Annotated in this window: 16 protein-coding genes; 12 read left to right on the forward strand and 4 right to left on the reverse strand. The window is 74.4% G+C overall.

Going from position 1 to position 18,142, the window contains the following annotated elements:
* Positions 1-66: 66 nt before the first annotated feature.
* The 3 genes from ACIP4Y_RS21480 (at position 67) to ACIP4Y_RS21490 (ending at position 3,588) form a co-directional block, all read left to right on the forward strand.
* The gene (locus tag ACIP4Y_RS21480; protein WP_401395724.1) at positions 67-525 is read left to right on the forward strand and encodes a flavodoxin family protein; all 459 of its coding nucleotides are present in this window, start codon (positions 67-69) and stop codon (positions 523-525) included.
* Between the two features lie 155 nt (positions 526-680).
* On the forward strand, positions 681-2,780 hold the full coding sequence (locus ACIP4Y_RS21485) for a hypothetical protein (protein ID WP_401395728.1): 2,100 nt from the start codon (positions 681-683) through the stop codon (positions 2,778-2,780).
* Positions 2,781-2,838: 58 nt separating this feature from the next.
* A complete protein-coding gene (locus ACIP4Y_RS21490) occupies positions 2,839-3,588 on the forward strand; it encodes a hypothetical protein (RefSeq protein WP_401395731.1) in 750 nt (249 codons plus the stop codon).
* On the opposite strand, the gene ACIP4Y_RS21495 is transcribed toward ACIP4Y_RS21490, so the two are convergent.
* Positions 3,570-4,559 carry an acyl-CoA desaturase gene (locus tag ACIP4Y_RS21495; protein ID WP_401395733.1) on the reverse strand — a complete coding sequence of 330 codons (990 nt, stop codon included), beginning with the start codon at positions 4,557-4,559 and terminating at the stop codon, positions 3,570-3,572. The genes ACIP4Y_RS21490 and ACIP4Y_RS21495 overlap by 19 nt on opposite strands.
* A 236-nt stretch (positions 4,560-4,795) precedes the next feature.
* Between ACIP4Y_RS21495 and ACIP4Y_RS21500 the strand changes: the two genes are divergently transcribed.
* A complete protein-coding gene (locus tag ACIP4Y_RS21500; protein ID WP_401395736.1) occupies positions 4,796-6,964 on the forward strand; it encodes a hypothetical protein in 2,169 nt (722 codons plus the stop codon).
* A gap of 32 nt (positions 6,965-6,996) precedes the next feature.
* The gene (locus tag ACIP4Y_RS21505) at positions 6,997-7,257 is read left to right on the forward strand and encodes a hypothetical protein (RefSeq protein ID WP_401395739.1); all 261 of its coding nucleotides are present in this window, start codon (positions 6,997-6,999) and stop codon (positions 7,255-7,257) included.
* A 7-nt stretch (positions 7,258-7,264) separates the two neighbouring features.
* Here ACIP4Y_RS21505 and ACIP4Y_RS21510 read toward each other — a convergent pair whose 3' ends face one another.
* On the reverse strand, positions 7,265-8,887 hold the full coding sequence (locus ACIP4Y_RS21510) for a peroxidase family protein (RefSeq protein ID WP_401395742.1): 1,623 nt from the start codon (positions 8,885-8,887) through the stop codon (positions 7,265-7,267).
* A 150-nt stretch (positions 8,888-9,037) separates the two neighbouring features.
* Positions 9,038-10,321 carry a cytochrome P450 gene (locus tag ACIP4Y_RS21515; protein WP_401395745.1) on the reverse strand — a complete coding sequence of 428 codons (1,284 nt, stop codon included), beginning with the start codon at positions 10,319-10,321 and terminating at the stop codon, positions 9,038-9,040.
* Positions 10,322-10,456: 135 nt separating this feature from the next.
* Here ACIP4Y_RS21515 and ACIP4Y_RS21520 point away from each other — a divergent pair, with 135 nt between their 5' ends.
* From ACIP4Y_RS21520 to ACIP4Y_RS21530, 3 genes are all read left to right on the forward strand, one after another.
* Complete coding sequence (locus tag ACIP4Y_RS21520; RefSeq protein WP_401395748.1) at positions 10,457-11,122, forward strand: lysophospholipid acyltransferase family protein; 666 nt, start codon at positions 10,457-10,459, stop codon at positions 11,120-11,122.
* A 122-nt stretch (positions 11,123-11,244) separates the two neighbouring features.
* Positions 11,245-12,492, forward strand: coding sequence for a beta-ketoacyl-[acyl-carrier-protein] synthase family protein (locus tag ACIP4Y_RS21525; RefSeq protein WP_401395751.1), 1,248 nt, complete (start codon positions 11,245-11,247; stop codon positions 12,490-12,492).
* Positions 12,493-12,519: 27 nt separating this feature from the next.
* Positions 12,520-13,455: an acyl-CoA desaturase gene (locus ACIP4Y_RS21530; RefSeq protein WP_401395754.1), complete on the forward strand. Its 936-nt coding sequence runs from the start codon at positions 12,520-12,522 to the stop codon at positions 13,453-13,455.
* Positions 13,456-13,618: 163 nt separating this feature from the next.
* Here the strand turns inward: ACIP4Y_RS21530 and ACIP4Y_RS21535 are convergent, their stop codons facing one another.
* A complete protein-coding gene (locus tag ACIP4Y_RS21535) occupies positions 13,619-14,275 on the reverse strand; it encodes a GNAT family N-acetyltransferase (protein ID WP_401395757.1) in 657 nt (218 codons plus the stop codon).
* Between the two features lie 891 nt (positions 14,276-15,166).
* Here ACIP4Y_RS21535 and ACIP4Y_RS21540 point away from each other — a divergent pair.
* From ACIP4Y_RS21540 to ACIP4Y_RS21555, 4 genes are all read left to right on the forward strand, one after another.
* A complete protein-coding gene (locus ACIP4Y_RS21540; RefSeq protein WP_401395760.1) occupies positions 15,167-16,042 on the forward strand; it encodes a helix-turn-helix domain-containing protein in 876 nt (291 codons plus the stop codon).
* Positions 16,043-16,104: 62 nt separating this feature from the next.
* Positions 16,105-16,920: an SAM-dependent methyltransferase gene (locus ACIP4Y_RS21545; RefSeq protein ID WP_401395763.1), complete on the forward strand. Its 816-nt coding sequence runs from the start codon at positions 16,105-16,107 to the stop codon at positions 16,918-16,920.
* A 97-nt stretch (positions 16,921-17,017) separates the two neighbouring features.
* A complete protein-coding gene (locus ACIP4Y_RS21550) occupies positions 17,018-17,494 on the forward strand; it encodes an SRPBCC domain-containing protein (protein WP_401395766.1) in 477 nt (158 codons plus the stop codon).
* A 100-nt stretch (positions 17,495-17,594) separates the two neighbouring features.
* Positions 17,595-18,104 carry a hypothetical protein gene (locus tag ACIP4Y_RS21555; protein WP_401395769.1) on the forward strand — a complete coding sequence of 170 codons (510 nt, stop codon included), beginning with the start codon at positions 17,595-17,597 and terminating at the stop codon, positions 18,102-18,104.
* Positions 18,105-18,142: the final 38 nt, after the last annotated feature.

Genomic DNA, 18,142 nt, shown 5'->3' on the forward strand with positions numbered 1-18,142 from the left:
CCCTCGCGACGCCGGCCGCGGCCCGCCGTTTGCCACGGGCGGCGGACGCACGGCAGGGTGCCGCATGTGCCTACCCTGCTGATCGTCCACCACACCCCCTCACCCCACTGCCAGGCGCTGTTCGAGGCCGTCGTGTCCGGCGCCACGACACCGGAGATCGAGGGCGTCCGCGTCGTACGCCGGGCGGCCCTGTCGGCCACCGCCTCCGATGTGCTGGAAGCCGACGGCTACCTGCTCGGCACGCCCGCCAACCTCGGCTACATGTCCGGCGCCCTCAAGCACTTCTTCGACCAGATCTACTATCCCTGCCTGGACGAGACCCGGGGCCGCCCCTTCGGCTACTACGTGCACGGCGGCAACGACGTCACCGGCGCCGTCCGCGCCATCGACACCGTCACCACCGGGCTCGGCTGGCGCCGGGCGGCCGAGCCGGTGACCGTCACCGGCGAGCCGGGCAAGGCCGGCACCGAGGCCTGCTGGGAACTGGGGGCCACGGTCGCGGCGGGCCTGATGCCCGGCGGCTGAGCGGTCGCGCGGCCACCGGAGTGATCTTCGTACGGTTGCGTCGGGTGACCGGCGTGGGCCGAAGCCCGCCCGCAGACCGCTCTGTTAGTCCTTTTTGTGTGTTCATAGGACTGTTAGGGAGGTGCTGGCGAGCCCTCGGGACACGTCTTCCCGCGGTGTTGCCGCTGCTCATGGCCGCCTGCGGCGGACCGGCGCAGCGTGCCGTCGCCGACGGCGCGGGATCGCAGGGGCTGGACCTCCGGGTCGCCGTCGACACCAGACCGGGTACCGAGGCGACCCACCCCGGCATCCGCGTCGGCCGCCCGCTGGTGAAGACGTATCGTCTGATCAACCGCACCGGGGCCGACCTGTACGACGTGCGGGTGAGCGACCCGGGCCTCCCGGACGCCGACATCCGCTGTCCCGGCGGCGGCGACCGCCTTCCGATGCTCCGCGGCCTGGACTCGGCGACCTGCACCGCCCGGGCCACCGCCCGGCCGGGCACCTGGATCGCCGACGTCACCGCCGTCGGCCGCATTCCCTCCCTCGACGCGGAGTCCCGGGCCGTCGCCCGCTCCGGATACGCCGGCGTCGGCGGGCACCTGGAGCTGACCGAGACGGTGACGACCGGCGCCGGAGCCCTGGACCAGACCCTGGTCCTCGGCCGCGCCACCGTCTTCTACGACGTCACCAACACCGGCAACCGCACGGTGTTCGACCTCCAGCTCACCGACCCCGTCCTCCAGCCGCCCGCCATCGTCTGCGCGTCGGGCGGCGACATCGTCCCGAGCCTGGAACCGGGCGGCTCGGCGCGGTGCGTGGCGACCATGGAGCGGCCCCCGGGCCGGTACCTCAGCGAGGGGGAGGTGACGGGCAGCGACCGGCTCAAGACGCTGCGGCCCGACGGCTGCCCGGAGCCGCCGCCGCTGCTCAAGGCCCACGCGACCGGCGAGTTCACGCTGTACGAGCCGCCTCCGCCTCCGGCGCCCGTACCGCCGCCCCCACCGCCGGTGCCTGCCCCACCGCCGGCCGTGCCCCCACCCCCGGTCGTGCCCCTGCCCCCTCCCGTCCCCGCTCCCGTTCCGCCCCCGGTGCCGGTGCCTCCCCTCGCGCCTCCGGTCCTGCCGGTGCCGCCGGGAGTCGTCTTCCCGCCGCCCCCGCCGTTGCCTCCGGCCGGTACGGGCGCCCCTGTGCCCGCGCTGGCAGCTCTCGCGCCCGTCGTGGCCGCTCCTGCCCCGGGGGCGGCGGCTCCCGGCACGGCGGCAGCGGCCGGCGCGGGCGCTGCTGCGGGGGCTGGTGTGGCGGCGGGTGCGGGTGCGGGTGCGGGTGCCGGCGCTGGCGTGGGCGTGGGTGCTGCGGCAGGTGCCGGTGCGGGAGCGGCCGCCGGAGGAGCGGCGGCGGGCGCCGGTGCCGGAGCAGGTGGCGGTGCGGGTGCTGCGGCTGGCGGTGCGGCGGGCGGGGGTGCCGCGGCGGGAGCGGGCGCCGCGGGTGCGGGTGCTGCGGCCGGTGCCGGGGCGGCTGGTGGTGCGGGCGCTGCGGCCGGAGGTGCGGCGGCGGGAGCGGGTGCCGCGGGCGCGGGTGCCGCGGCCGGAGCAGCTGCTGCGGCCGGTGCCGGTGCGGCAGCCGGTGCGGGAGCCGCCGCCGGGGGAGCGGCAGCGGGCGCCGGAGCAGCAGCCGGAGCCGGAGCGGCAGCCGGAGCTGGTGCCGCGGCCGGTGGAGGAGCAGCAGCAGGTGCCGGAGCAGCAGTCGGCGGAGCAGCCGCAGGTGCCGGAGCAGCGGCCGGCGGAGCCGCAGCGGCGGCGGGAGGAGCCGCAGGAGGAGCCGGAGCCGGCGGAGCGGCGGACGCCGCCGGCGCGGCCGCAGGCGCTTCCGCCGGCCAGGGCGGCGCCACCGCAGGCGCAGCGACCGGGGGCGCGGCAACCGGAGGCCAGTCCACGGGCGGCGAAGCAACGAGCGGTCAGTCCACCGGCGGCGAAGCAACGGCCGGTCGGTCCACCGGCGGCGAAGCAACCGGAGGTCGGTCCACCGGCGGCCAGACCACCGGAGGCCGATCCGCCACACCGAGCCGCCCCCCGGCCACCACCACCCCCTCCACCCCCTCCACCACGTCCCCCCGCACCCGGCCCCAACGCCCCCCGAACGCCTCCATCATGTCCCGCTTCATCCGTCCCGGCGGCGGGCCCACGGGGCTCGGGCTGCTCGCGCTGCTGCTTCTCATGTTGATCCCGGCCGCCCTCGCCGCAGCCCTCCTCGGCTCGCGGCGCATCGGCAAGTAGGCGGCAGGCAGCGCCCGTTCACGCACCGATCACACAGAGACGACAGGAGACGGAGCCGATGATCGAGACCTTCGCGGTCGTTGTGGGGATCGCCATGGTCGCCGCGGGCATCGTGGTGATCCGGCACCACTACTGGCCGCCCGCCGCGGACGAGGAACCCCGCGAGGACGTCGCCGAGTACATCTCCATGATGGTCGGCGTGCTCTACGCCCTCGTCCTCGGTCTGTCGATGGTGTCCGTGTGGGAGACCCGGTCCGGCGCGGTGGGCCATGTGCAGGCGGAGGCGAGCGCCGCCCACCAGATCCGGCTGCTGTCCGCGGGACTGCCGGCACTGGAGGGGGAGCGGACCCGGGACGCCGTCGACGCGTACGTGCACCACGTCCTGTCCGCCGAGTGGCCCGCGATGACGCAGGGACAGCCGCCGGGCCGGCGCGGCTGGGAGCTGCTGAACGACCTGCGGGCGGCGGGTCAGGTCCCCTCCGACGCCAGCCCCGCCCAGCAGGCCACGCTCCAGGAGACCCTGGCCCAGCTGAGCGCGCTGGACGACGCCCGGCGCGGCCGGGAGGCGGACGTGGCCGACGCCCTGTCACCCGTGCTGTGGTTCGGGCTGATCGTCGGCGGTGTGCTCACCGTGGTCTTCATGTTCATGTTCGGGGTGCGGCGGAGCTTCACCCATGTGGTGATGGTGATGGGCCTGACGGCGCTCATCACCTTCACCGTGCTGCTCGTGTACCAGCTGAACCAGACCTTCACCGGCATGTTCGCCGTCGACTCCTCCCCCTTCACCCGCTACTTCACGGGCAGCTGACGGTGCGGCACCCTGCCCGCCGCCTCCTCGCGCAGCCGCGCGGTGATCCGCCGCTCGTCCGGCCACCGCACGTCGTACGCCCAGCCCCACCGCTCGAACCGGGCGATCAGCCACGCCGTGAGGTCCGGCTGGCCGCGCAGCCCGCCGTGCCGGGCGCTGTTGGGTTCGGCGTGGTGGAGGTTGTGCCAGCCCTCGCCGAAGGTCAGCAGCGCCACCCAGCCCACGTCCCGGGACTGGTCGCGGGTGGTGTAGTGGCGCGGACCGAAGGCGTGGGCCACGGAGTTGACCGACCAGGTGACGTGATGGACGACGGCGTAGCGGACCAGGCTCGCCCAGAAGAAGGTGACCAGCGCGGACCGGGCGTCCTGGGTGACCGCCAGCACCAGCACCGGCGGCAGGCCCAGGGAGGCGGCGGTGGTCAGCGGATACCAGCGGTCCAGGCGGCGTACGTCCGGGTCGGCGAGCAGATCGGGGGCGTAGCGCGGGTAGTGGGACCGGACGGCCGAGGAGAACCAGCCGACCTGGGCGTGCCACAGCCCCTTGAGCAGCGCCCGCCGGCTGGTGCCGTACTTCCACGGCGAGTGGGGGTCGCCCTCCCGGTCCGCGTACTGGTGGTGGCGCCGGTGCTCGGCCACCCACAGGGTCACCGGGCCTTCCATGGCGAGACCGCCCGCGACACCGAGGGCGAACCGCAGCGGTCGATTGGCCTTGAACGACAGATGGGTGAAGTGCCGGTGGTAACCGGCGGTGATGCCCATGATGGACAGCGCGTACATCCCGGCGCCGAGGGCCACGTCGTACCAGCGGGGCCCCCAGCCGCCGGCCAGGGCGACGGGCAGGGCCAGCGCCAGCACGGCCAGCGGGAGCACCACGATCGTGAGCAGCGTGTTGGTGCGCAGCGGGAGACTGACCGGGACGGTGTCGGGGAGCGGGGAGCCGAGGCCCTCCGGGCGTTCGGGGGACAGGGTCACGGCGCGCCTCCCACCAGGAGAGGCGGGGGAATACAGGGGGTCATGTGCGGCGATTATGCGGCAGCCATATGCCCGTGCAGCCCAGGCTCGGCGGGCGGTACGGCACCCGGCGGCATCCTCTACCTGGATGGATGAAGGTGCGGGCGCGGACGCCCTGGCCGACCATGGGAGCGGGGCCGCGCCCGTCGACGCGGCCGCAGCCCTGTCCTTGAGTCGCCGAGCCGAGGGAGTGTCGGATGCGAGCGGACGGCAGCGCCCCCGGACGGCCGGCACCGGACGGCCAGGACGCCAGGGAACTGCTGCGCCGGTGCGCGCGGGACGTGGTGGACGTCGCCGAGGGCATCCGCGCGGTGTCCGAGCGCACCAGCACGGCGCTGTTCGCCCCGGCCCTGACCGCCTCCGCCCGCCGCCGCCCCCGTACCGCCCTCGCCGCCCGGTGGGCGCTGCTGCGGGCCCTGACGAACAAGCAGGGCCTGGGCGGTTCCGCGATCACGGCACCGAAGGGCATGGGGCACGTGATCGGCGCCGCCGGGGAGGTGCTGGGCCGGGAGAGCCTGGCCGCGCTGGTGGCGGTCACCTCGCTGCGGCTGCGGATCGCCGCCGTGCTGGTCGACCACCCCGAGTTCGAGCGCGACCCCGGCATGCGCCGGCTGACGGAGGCCGTCACCGCCGACAAGGACCTGGCGGCCGTACGCTCCCTGCGCGCCCTGTTCCGCGACCAGGGGGCCCAGCGCGCGCTGTCCGGGCTGGCCCCGCTGATGGCCGAACTTCTCGCGATCCGCGCCCTGCTGGACGAGGACCCGAAGAACGACGAGACCGGCTGGGCGCTGGCCACCGGCCGCGAGCTGTCCGCCGACCCGCTGCACGGCATCAGCGCCGCCTGTCTCGCCGGCATGGACAAGGGCGAGGGCGCCGCCGAGGCCGTCGACCTGACCGATCAGGAGCGCCAGGTCATCGCCCCGGAGGGCTCCTTCCTCGCGTTCCTGCGCAACATCGAGATGCTCTCCACCGACGGGCGGATCCTGCTGCAGAACGTGCGCGGTCCCGACGGCGTCGTCCGGTACGTCCTCCAGGCGCCGGGCATGGCACCCGGCCGCCCCCGCAACGACTCCCCGCAGGACTTCGTCGGCGCCTGGCGCAACCTGTTCATGACCGACTCGCCGTACACCCGCTCGATCCTGCTCGCCCTGGAGGACTACGGCATCCCGCGCGGCGCCGACCTCGCGCTGATCGGGCACAGCGAGGGCGGCATCGCGGTGATGAACCTGGCCCAGGACGCGGAGTTCTGCCGCACCTACCGGGTCACCCATGTCATCGCCGTCGGCTCCCCGGTCGACAACAAGAAGCCCGCCGATCCGCGCACCTGGGTCGCCAGCATCACCAACCAGCACGACATCGTCCCCGTCCTCGACGGCCGCGGAGCGGGCTCCGCGTTCGACCCGCATCCGAACTGGTACGAGGTCGACTACACCGGTCCCACCCACGAGTTCCCGCTGTGCCACATGCTCCGGGAGTACATCGAGCACCTCAGGAGCGTCATCCCCGAGGCCCGCGAACGCGTCGACGAGGCCCTCGCCCCTTACCGGGGCCCCGTCGTGCGCACCCAGGCCTACCAGCTCAAGGACCGCGCCAACCCGCCCGAGGGCTACCCCTTCCTCACCCTGCCCACGACCTCGGTGCCCACCGCGGCCGGTCCGGTCGACGTACCGGTGCGCTACTACGACTCCTCCGCCGCCCACCTGTGCTTCGCCGTCGACGCGGACGCGGCCCGCGGACTGCTGCCCGACGTCACCTGGATGACGCCGAGCCGGCTGGGCCGGGGCGCCATGGCGGTGCTGTCGCTGTACGAGCACCGCTGCACCACGATCGGCCCGTACACCGAGATCGCCCTGTCCGTGCTGGTCGACGACCTGTGGCGGCCCCGCCCCTACGACGTCGCGCTGGACCTGCTGCGCCGCGTCGACCTGCGTCGCACCGGCCGGCACGTGCTCTGCCTCGCCGTCACCAGCGAGGAGGCGAGGGTCGTCGCCCAGGAGATCTGGGGCCAGCCCGCGCTCCGGGTGACCGCCGAGGCCGACCTGATGGGCCGGGAGATCGGCGTCCGCTCCCCGGACCTCGGCATCGCCGTCGACGGCCGCCTCCGGCGCGGCGTGCGCTGTCCCGAGGCCGACTGGGTCCTCTACGGCCGCCGCGGCGAGAGCACGATCCGCACGCTGGTCCGCGCCCACGGCAGGCTGCGGCTGCACACCGGCGCCGGCATCCGGCTGCGGCTGGACACCGCGGCGGCCGAGCCCCTCGCCGGGCAGCTGCGCCGGCTCGGCCTGGAGGATACCCGGCCCCGGTTCGTCCTCACCTGCCCCCAGTTCATGCAGCACCGCAGCGCCGGCGCCGTCCTGCCGCGCTGACGCCTCCACCCCACCGCCCGCGGGAGCACGCCATGGTGACCGAGTCCCCCGACGTCACGTCGTACGACACCGAACTCCTCGACCACATTGCCTCGTTGCGGTCGGACGCCGAGCTGATGGAGGATTACGCCCGGCGGCTGCGCGCCACCGCGGTCACCCTGGACCGCTGCCCGGCGGGCCCCGCGTGGAGCCGGCCGGCACTGGAGCGGCAGGCCGCCTCCTGCGTCACGGCGGCGGACCAACTGCGCACCGCCGCCGAGGCGTTGCTCGCCCACGCACGAGCCCAGGACTGAGCCGGGTTCAGCGGGCCGCGGCGGCCCGGGCGTCGGCCGCGCTCCGGCCGAGCGAGACGTCGTAACGCGCCGTGTCCTCCGGCAGGTTGCGGTGCACCAGGTCGGAGAAGCTGCGCGTCTCGCGGACGACGCGCAGACCCTCGGGGGAGAAGGTGGCCGGCCCGAACAGGCGGGGCGAAAGCAGCGGGTTGTTCAGCGCCTCGGAGAAGGCGTCGACGGAGATGATGCGTTCGAGCAGCCGCCCGAAGATCGCGCCGGGCTCCGGCTCCTCCGCGAACAGCCCGACGTACAGGTCGATCGCGTCGACGTCGCCGTACACGTCCAGCAGCGCCTCCTGGACCCGCGGGTCGCCGGAGATCTGCCGCGGGTCGGTCACCCGGGGGAAGCCGTAGTAGGCGCGGTAGTCGTTGTACGAGGCCAGCCGCAGCTCCCGGCCGACGGCGACGCTGTGCGCCTCGATCGGCATCAGCAGCTCGTCGGTGTTGAACAGGCCGGACAGACCGGCGGGCTGACGGGACAGGTCCTCGAAGAGCGGGCCGAGCCCCCGCTCCACGACCAGCTGCCCGTTGGCGATCGTCCGCGCGAGCGGCACCGGACGGCCTGCGATGGTGTACGTCGACGGGATCAGACTGTGCCAGCGGTAGACGAGGCTGAACTCGATCGTCGACCAGTTCTCCCGGTGCCACACCCCCCGGTCGGTGCGCACCGGATCGAGGACGAAACCGAAGTGGTACGGCGTGATGTGGTTGATGTACTCCTCCAGCATCACCCGGATCATCAACACGATCAGCGTGTTGCGGGTGGTCTGGAAGATCCGCTCGTCGTCCCAGTCCGGATGGGCGGCGGCGAGGATGCCGGCGACCCGGTTGTGCTCGCGCAGGAACAGCACGTTCAGCGCCATCGGCCCGATGTGCGCGTGCACGCGTTCCCCGCCGCACGCGAACAGCGTGTCCAGGAACTCCTCGGGCACCTCGTCGAACCGGACCGGCCGGATCGCCCGGAACTCGTCCGTGATCTTCCCGTCCGCGCACAGGCCGGGCGGGAACTCGGCCCCGTCGATGATCCGGCTCTTCAGCCGCCCGCCCTCGAAGGTGCGCAGACAGGCGGTGACCTCCTCGCGGTCGCCGTACAGCTGGCACATGTCCAGGGTGTGCGGCGAGTCGGTGCGGCGCGGGTCGCCGGTGGCCGCGTGGCCGCGCAGGAAACCGTCGGTGAACCACTGCGCGAACGCCGGCAGCAGCGCGCTGGACCGGGTGCAGGAGCGGCCCTCACCCTCCCGGCGGAACAGCTCGGCGACCTTCTCCGGGGCGGGCAGGGCCTTCGGCGGCGCGGCCACCGGCGGCAGATGCCGGCCCACCCAGGAACGGTCGGTCAGCGAGTCCCAGGAGGTGTACGGGGCCTTGGTGCTGAGCGGGTTGGGGCGCGTCGGCGCCTTCAGCACGGCCAGGTCGGTCAGCTTTGAGCTGAGCCTGCGCTGCAGCCACCGGCTGCGCTGGGCCGCCTTCCATGCCGGGCCGTAATGGGTCAGCAGATGCGTCTCGAAGCGGTTGCGCAGGCCGTCCCGGGACCTGTCCCGGGCCCCGGTCCACGGCACGGTCCCGGTCTGGGACGGACGAGTGGTGACGGTCATGGGTCCTCCGGTCGGTTCGCGGTCGGATCCCGGTGCCGCGACGCGGGTCACGGCCGGGCCGCACGCGCAGGCGGGTCGTGGTCGCGCTCGTCGGGGTTCGCGGTCGGGTCGGGGTCTCGGCCGGGCAGCGGTCGCTGTCCTGCCGGGTGGTCAGCTCGTGGCTACGGCGGGACGGCCCGAGCGCACCGCGTAGTGCTGCGGGAACGGGGTGCCCGCGTAGTCCAGGGCGCGTTCGGCGCCGGGCAGCGGGCGCACACCGGGGCGGAGCAGCACGCGCCGCACCAGCTCGGGCACGATCACCTGGGCCGCGTACCTGCCGACGCAGTCGTGGGCGCCGTAGCCGAGGACGAGATTGTGCGCGGGCGGCCGGCCGGGCCGGAACTCGGCCGGCGCGTCGAGCACCTCCTCGTCGAACATCGCCGACGCGAAGCAGGCCAGCACCACGCTCTTGGCCGGGATCACCGTCTGCCGCGGGGTGCCCGCGGCCAGCACGTGGTCGCGCAGGCACAGGCGGGGCGTGACCGGCACGAACGGGTGGAAGCGCAGCGCCTCCCACACATAGGCGTCGAAGCGCGCCGGGTCGCCCTCGCGCGCCGTGCGCACCGCCTCGGCCAGCACCTCGGGACGCACCGCGAGTTCCTTGAGGGCGGTGGCCGTGCACTGGGTGGCATTCTGCTGGTAACCCGTCAGGTACCCCACCAGGTTGGCGTTGATCCGCTCGTCGTCGAAGCCGTACTCGGCGGGCAGCCGGGTGCGCAGCATCCTGCCCAGGACGTCGTCGGGGCCGCCGTCGTGGGCCGTGTCCCGACGGCGTTCGATCAACTCGGCCACCTCGTCGTGCAGTTCACGGCCCGCCGCGACGCCCGCCGCGTGGATCTCCGGGTCGCGGTCGGGGTTGACGGCGAACGCCCACTGCATCCGGCGGGTGCACGAGTGCAGCGTCTCCTCCTCGATGCCGGTGAACCCCAGATAGGCGACGGCGACCCGGGCGGCGGCCACGCGGGCGTAGTCCTGGATGAGGTCGAAGGTGTCGGCACCCCGGCCGGTCACCTCGTCCAGCACCTCGTCGGCGATCCGCCCGGTCAGCTCCCGCACCCGGGGCGCGTCCTCGGCGGCGAGCATCAACTGCCCGTACCCGCGCTCCCGCCAGTGCACGTCGGCGCCGTCCCGGGCCAGGATGAACGGTGCGCCGAGCACGTCCTCCAGCGCAGGACCGAACACCCCCACGGTGAACGTCCCGGGCGCCGACAGCACCTCCAGGACGTCGGGGTGCCGGGTGACGAACACGCCGACGGGCGTGCTGAACACCGGCCGGCGGGCGCGCAGCTCGGCGAAGAGGGCCGCCCTGCCGGCCGCCATGCTCGTGCGCAGCAGGGCCACCCGCTGCGGGACGTCGTCCTCCGGGATCGCGTCGTACGCGGCGAGAAAGTCCATGACGGCCATTCAGCCACCGGCCCGCGGACACCGCACGTCAAACAGGCATCCGGGGCAGAATGGGCGTGCGTGTGTGCGAGCGCGCCGCCGGTGACGACCGGCACCCGGGGCCGACACGGCGGAGAGGAGTGCCCGATGCTGTCCGCATGGGCCGGGGTCCTGGTGCCCGTCTTCAGCGACACGAGCGTGAGCGGCACCGGCCACCTGGCGCAACCGCCCGGCACCGGCTACGTCCTCGCCGCCAACCACACCTCGTTCTTCGACCCGGTGCTGCTCATCGGCACCCTGCACCGGCTCGGCCTGCGCCCCGCCGTGCTCGCCGCCGCCGGGCTGTGGCGGGTGCCCTTGCTGGGCCGGGCCCTGACCCGGGAGGGGTACGTGCCCGTCCACCGGGGCAGCCGCCGTGCCCCGGACGCCCTCCGGCACGCCGCCGACGCCCTCGCCGCCGGGCGCGGTGTGCTCATCTACCCCGAGGGCGGCCTGCCCCGCTACTACGCCTCCCACGACCGCCCGCCCGGGCGCCTGAAGTCGGGCGTGGTCCGGCTCGCCCTGTCCACCGGCGCCCCGGTGATCCCGGTCGGCCACGCGGGCGCCCGCCGGGTCTCCTCCGGCAGCCGCGCCAAGCAGCTCGCCGGCTGGGCCACCGCCCCCGTGCGCCGCCCCCGCGTCCACGTGCACATCGGCCCCGCCCTCAGGCTGGACACCTCCGACCGGCCGCTGGACGACCTGGAGGCCGCGCTCGCGGGAGCCTGGTCCAGCGCGGTCCACGCGCTGGAGGACAGGCCCGACGGGCGGCACTGACCTCCTCCGGTCCGCATGCACGCGTCCCGATTCACGCATCCGGGTGGTAGCACCCGCCGACCTGGGCCGAATGAGTTGCGGCGGCCCGGAACCGCTCCCTGCGGCCCGGATAATCACGCCTCATGCAGCAGGTGAGAGCAGGCGCGCGGCGGGCCCCGGTCGCGGTCACCGGACTGGGCATGGTCACCCCGGCCGGCGTCGGCCGGGACGCGGCCTGGGCGGGCCTGTGCGCCGGGCGGTCCACCGCCACCGCCGACCCCGCCCTGGACGGGCTGCCCGTGGCCTTCTCCTGCCAGGTGCCCGGCCTGGACGCGGTCGGCCGGCTCGGGCACCGGCTGGCCCGCCGGCTCGACCGGTTCACGACCTTCGCGCTGCTCGCCGCCCGCGAGGCCGTCGCCGGCGCCCGACTCGCCCCCGACGGCTGGGACGGCGCCCGGGTCGGCGTGGTGATGGGCGTCGGCACCGGGTCCATGCAGGGCTGGCAGGCCGAGTTCGACCGGCTCGCCGCCCACACCCCCGACCGCGTCTCCCCGCTCGCGCTGCCCCGCAGCGTGCCCAACATGGCCGCCGCCGAGATCGCCCTGGACCTCGGCGCGCTCGGCCCCAACATGGTGGTCAGCACAGCCTGCGCCTCCGGCACCAGCGCGCTCGGCCTGGCCCGGGACTGGCTGTTGTCCGGCCGCTGCGACCTGGTCCTGGCCGGCGGCAGCGAGTCGGCGCGGCTGCGCATGACCGCCGCCTGCTTCGCCCAGATGCGCGCCCTGTCCCGCCGCGCGGACACCCCGGACGCGGCCTCCCGCCCGTTCGACCGGGACCGTGACGGCTTCGTCCTCGGCGAGGGCGCCGCCGTCCTCGTCCTGGAACGCACCGAGGACGCCCGCGCCCGGGGCGTACGGCCCGAGGCCCTGCTCGCCGGTTTCGGCGCCTCCTGCGACGCCCACCACTTCACCGCCCCGCACCCCGACGGCGACGGCGCCGCCCGCGCGCTGAGCGGCGCCCTTGCCGACGCCGGCCTGGCCCCCGAGGACATCGACCACGTCAACGCGCACGGCACCGCCACCCCGCAGGGCGATGCCGCCGAGCACAACGCCCTGCACCGGGTCTTCCGCCGGCCGCCGCCCGTCACCGCGGTCAAGGGCACCATCGGGCACGCCATCGGCGGCGCCGGGGCCATCGAGGCGGCCTGCACGGTGCTCACCCTGCGCCACCAGCTGATCCCGCCCACCGCCAACCTGGACACCCTCGATCCGGCGATGGACCTGGACGTCGTCACCAAGGTGCCCCGTTCGCACCGGATACGGGCCGCCGTCAGCAACTCCTTCGGCTTCGGCGGCCAGAACGCCGTGCTCGCCTTCACCGCCGTCGGCTAGCCCGGCCCCGGCCGAGAAAGGGTCGCCATGTCCTCCGACTTCTCCGGATCCACCCCGCTGGCGGCCGGCAGGCGGTTCTGGCCCACCGGCGAGCAGCTGATGACCGGAGTCTTCGTCGCCGTACCGTTCCTCGCCCTGCTCGCCGCCGTGCCACTGGCCTGGCGGCACGGGCTCAGCCCCACGGACCTCGCGCTGGCCGTCGCCTTCTACCTGGTCAGCGGACTCGGCATCACGGTCGGCTTCCACCGGCACTTCACCCACGGCTCGTTCAAGGCCAGGAGGCCGCTGCGGATCGCCCTCGCACTGGCCGGCAGCCTCGCCGTGCAGGGCCCGCTCCTCACCTGGGTGGCCGACCACCGCAAGCACCACAAGTACTCCGACCGGGACGGCGACCCGCACTCGCCCTGGCGGTACGGCCACTCGGCCCGCGCCCTCGCCAAGGGCATGCTCTACGCCCACCTGGGCTGGCTCTTCGACACCGAGCACGCCTCGCCGCGGACGTACGCGCCCGACCTCGTCCGCGACCGCACCCTGATGGTGATCTCCCGACGCTTCGGCGTCCTGGTCCTCGCCTCCCTCGCCCTGCCCGCCCTGCTGGGCGCGGCACTGACCCGGTCCTGGCAGGGCGCGCTCACCGCGTTCTTCTGGGCCGGACTGGTCCGCATCTGCCTGGTCCACCACGTGACCTGGTCCATCAACTCCATCTGCCACTCGGCCGGTTCCCGCCCCTTCCGCAGCCGCGACCGTTCGGGCAACGTGTGGTGGCTGGCCCCGCTCTCCTTCGGCGAGTCCTGGCACAACCTCCACCACGCCGACCCCACCAGCGCCCGACACGGCGTGCTCACCGGCCAACTCGACGCCAGCGCCCGCCTGATCCGCTGGTTCGAACACCTCGGCTGGGTCTACGACGTCCGCTGGCCGGCCCACCACCGGGTGACCGGCCGCCGCAGTAACGCCGACTGACACGCAGTGGCGCCCAGACGAGGCCGCGCGTCGGCAACCGGCACCGGGCGGCCGCACGTGGAGGGGGTGTCGGCGGATCGGGTGGGAGTCCCACGCCGGTGGCCGGCGCCGAGGCCGACGCTGGCGTGCACCCCAGGGGTGAGGTGTCGGCAGCCGCGCCGCGTCAGTCGCAGCGGGTGGTTGTCGGGGTGTCGTGGCGGTGCCAGACCGCGTCGATCACGCGGCCGTCGGGCAGGGTGTGCCGCAGCGGGCCCCGGTCGGGGAGGAAGCCCGCGCGGGCCAGGGACCGCCGGCTCGCGGTGTTGGCGGGCTCGGCCCCGGCGCGGATCGTGGACAGGCCGAGATGGGTGTGGGCCAGCTCCACGCCCGCGCGGAACAGCTCGGCGCCCAGGCCCTGACCGCGGCAGTCCGGCGCCAGCCAGCCGCCCATCTCGCCCAGCCGGTGCTGCAGTTCGAGGGCGCCGGCGTAACTGAGGTCGGACCTGCGCACGCAGACCAGCAGGAGCGGGTCGTCGGGGCCGGGGGTGAACGGCTCGGCCAGGCCGGGCGGGATCCGGCGGCCGTCGTCGCCCGCGGGCCGCCAGGCCAGCAGGGCCCGGCGGGTGCGGGGGTCGGGCAGCACCTCGTCCGCCTTGGTGCCGAGCCACCGCTGGGCCTCGGCGTCCGCGCTCGCGGCCAGCGCCGCCACCACGTCCAGCCGGGTCCGCGGGGTGAACAGCAGCAGCCGTTCGGTGGCCAGCACATGCCGGCCGGGCGCGCACCGCCCCGGCACCGGAAGTCCGGACGCGGACCGGCCGCGGCGGAACAGCGACCAGACCATGGCACCCCCGGCGGGAACGGCAGGCGCGGCGGACACGGTGTCCGCACGAGAGCCGGGCCGCCGACGGGTGCGGACGCTCCGCACCGGCGGTGAATCTAGCGCGTCGCGGGCCGGATGCCGTAACGCTGCACGGCCGGGCTCAGCCGGGCTGTGGCCGCGAGCCGGGCTTGGGGTGGGTGCGGGTCCAGGACGGGTCGGCGGCGGGAGCGGGGGTGGGGGTGGTGTGGTGCATGGCTGTCCTTCGGACGAGTGGGGTGGTCCGGGGTGTGACGGTGGGGGAGCCGAGGCGGGCGAGGCCTCTCCCGTGTCGCTGTGGAAGAGGCCTCACCCGTACCGGAGTTCTTCAGGCCGCAGCACCGTCCGGGCCCGCCGGCCGCCTGCGGCCCGGGTCCCCGGAGGCGAGCCGGTCGGGGCCGTGGGGCCCAGGGAGTCGACCGGGACGCTCGCCTCCGGGTGGTCCGGAAACGCCGGCCGGAGCCGGCACTGCAGCCCGGAACAACCCGCCCCGCATCAGGCGCGGTCGGTCCGGTCCGTTGTCGTGGGGCGGTCGGGGGAGGGAGGGCGGAGCCATCGCCGTGCGCCTTTCGTCCGGCCTCGCGGGTGGGGCTGCGGGCATCGGGCCGGCCGCTCGGGCAGCAGACGTCACACCGTCCGACAGCAGGCCGTGCCGGCGGCTGTCGCCCCCGAACCGGCCGCGCCGCCTGCTCCGGGGTGGGCCGGAGCAGTGAGTCCACTTTGGCACCAGCCAACCACGCATCGCAACCAGCAAGTTGAAATTTGCAAGTGGCGAAGTGCATGCTGCATCCGCCAGAACGTGATCGAATGGGCTCGCAAGCCCGATCGCGTGCGAGGGTGACGTGCGGGACCTGGGATCTGACGAGGGGGTGGGGCGTGACCGCGGAGACCGACTGGGGCGGCGCCCCTTCCGTGCTGCGCATGATCCTCGGCCGTCAGCTGGAGGAACTGCGCACCCGCGCCGGCCTCAGCTACGCCGAGGCGGGCGCCGCCATCGGCGTCAGCCACTCCACGATCCGGCGTATGGAGGCCGCCAAGGTGGCCCGGCTGCGGCTCGCGGACGCCGAGAAACTCCTGCAGGTCTACGGCGTCACCGACCGGCAGGAGATCGACACCTTCCTGCAGTCCGTTCGCGAGGCCAACAAACGCGGCTGGTGGCACAGCTACCGCGACGTCATGCCCGACTGGTTCGCCGCCTACCTCAGCCTGGAGCAGGCGGCCCTGCAGATCCGCGCCTACGAGGACCAGTTCGTGCACGGCCTGCTGCAGACCGAGGACTACGCCCGCGCCCTGCTCACCGCGGACAACCCGCACGCCTCCGCCGAGGCCACCGAACGCCGCGTCGCGCTGCGCATGCGCCGCCAGGAACTGCTGTCCCGGCCGGCACCGCCACGCCTGTGGGTGGTGATGGACGAGACCGCGCTGCGCTGGCCGGTCGGCGGCCCGGAGGTGATGCGGGCGCAGATCGACCACCTCATCGAGGTCAACCGGCTTCCCCAGGTCACCGTGCAGCTCATGCCGTTCGCCAACGGGCCGCACCCCGCCCTGCGGGCCGGCGCCTTCCACCTCTTCCGGTTCCAGGCTCGCGAACTGCCCGACATCGCCTACCTCAGCGGCCTCGTCGGTGCCGTCTACCTCGACAAGGCGGAGGACGTCGTGGTCTACCGGGAGGCCCTGGACCGGCTGAGCGCCCAGGCCGCCTCCCCCCGAAGAACCGAGACCCTGCTCGGCACGCTGCGCAAGGAGTTGTGACCCGCACCCGCCCCCCTGTGACGCGAAGCCCCCGACCCCTCGACCGAATGGGAGACACGGCGTTGCCCGACAACGGATGGCCGGCCGACCGGATCGACACCGAGAACGCCCACTCCGCCCGCATCTACGACTACATACTCGGCGGCAAGGACTACTACCCCGCCGACAAGGAGGCGGGCGACGCGATGGCGAGGGAGTGGCCCGCGCTCCCGGTGCACATGCGCGCCAACCGCGACTTCATGAACCGTGCCGTGCGCTGGCTCGCCGAGGAGGCGGGCATGCGCCAGTTCCTGGACATCGGCACCGGCATCCCGACCTCGCCCAACCTGCACGAGATCGCCCAGGCCGTGGCCCCCGAGTCCCGGGTCGTCTACGTCGACAACGACCCGATCGTGCTCACCCTCTCCCAGGGCCTGCTGGCCAGCGCCCCCGAGGGCCGCACCGCCTACCTCGAGGCCGACTTCCGGGACCCCGCGGCCATCCTGGACGCCCCCGAGCTGCGCGAGACCCTGGACCTGAGCCGGCCCGTCGCGCTCACCGTCATCGCGATCGTCCACTTCATGCTGGACGCGGACGACGCGGTGGGCGTCGTACGGAGGCTGCTGGAGCCGCTGCCCTCCGGCAGCCACCTGGCGATGTCCATCGGCACCGCCGAGTTCGCGCCGGAGGAGGTGGGCCGGGTCGCCCGCGAGTACGCGGCCCGCAACATGCCGATGCGGCTGCGCACCCTGGACGAGGCCCACGCGTTCTTCACGGGCCTTGACCTGGTCGAGCCCGGCATCGTCCAGGTGCACAAGTGGCGCCCCGACGGCAGCGGCGAGCAGGGCATCCGCGACGAGGACATCGCGATGTACGGCGCGGTCGCCCGCAAGCCGTGACAGACCCGGGGCCGGGGTCCGACCCACCTCCCGGACCCCGGCCCCGCCTCCCGTCGTACGACGGCCGGGGCGGTCGCCGGGCGGCTACCGTGAGCCCATGTACACCACCCGAGTCACCCGGCACGTGGAGGCGCCGCCGCACGCCGTCTACCGGGCCCTGACCGACCCGGAAGCGGTCGCGGCCTGGCGGGTCCCGGCCGGCATGACCGCCCGCGTGCACACCTTCGACGCCCGCGAGGGCGGAGCCTTCAGGATCTCCCTCACCCACGACGATCCGGCCGGCGCCGGGAAGTCACGCGGGCGCACCGACACCTACCAGGGCCACTTCGCCCGGCTCGTGCCCGACGCCCTCGTCGTCGAGGTCTTCGCCTTCGAGACCGGTGACGACGCCCTGCGCTCCACGATGACCATGACGACGGCGCTCGCCGAGGCCGACGGCGGCACGGACGTGGAGATCCGGCACGAGGGTGTCCCCGACGCGATTCCGCCCCGGGACAACGAACGAGGCACCCGGATGGCCCTGGACAACCTCGCCCGACTCGTCGAAGGGCGGGAGCGGTCCGCTCCGGAATGACCGAAAAGAACAGGAGCGGAGGCGGAACCAGGCCGAGGGAAACGCGGTCTTAAGGTCCGTCGACGGCCGGGATCGGACCGGTCGCGAAGAAACCGGGGGAATGACACATATGCCCGTCCGCAAGCGCAAGGCCCTGCTCACCGCAACGGCCCTCACCGTCGGCCTCACCCTGGCCGCCGTCACGCCCGCCCTGGCGGGTGTCTCCGCGAGCCACACCACCCGCGCCGCCGCCGTGTCGTCCGCCCAGGGCGACCCGCGCAACGCCACCCAGCACGTGGCCGACTTCTACGGCGCCTACATCGACGCCACCTGGGCCACCGACGACGCCACGGCCGCGCCCGCCGCCAAGGCGCTGCGCGGTTTCTACCTCTCGGCCGCCGCCCGGAAGCAGGTAGCCGCCTACGAGAAGAAGGAGCACGCCGACGGCATCCTGTTCGCGCAGAACGTGCCGGTGAAGTGGAAGGTGACCTACACCGGTTCCGGGATGGGCCACGCCACCAGCCGGGTCACGCTCACCTGGGGCGACGGCCCGCACCCGCAGGTCAGCCGGATCGACGTCCAGTCCGACCTGAAGACCCTGAAGATCACCGGCCTGAAGCCGGCCGGCTGACGAAGGGCCCGGACGTGGGTCCCGCCCCGCCCCATTCG

The sequence above is a fragment of the Streptomyces sp. NPDC088810 genome (assembly GCF_044750305.1).
Lineage (GTDB): Bacteria > Actinomycetota > Actinomycetes > Streptomycetales > Streptomycetaceae > Streptomyces.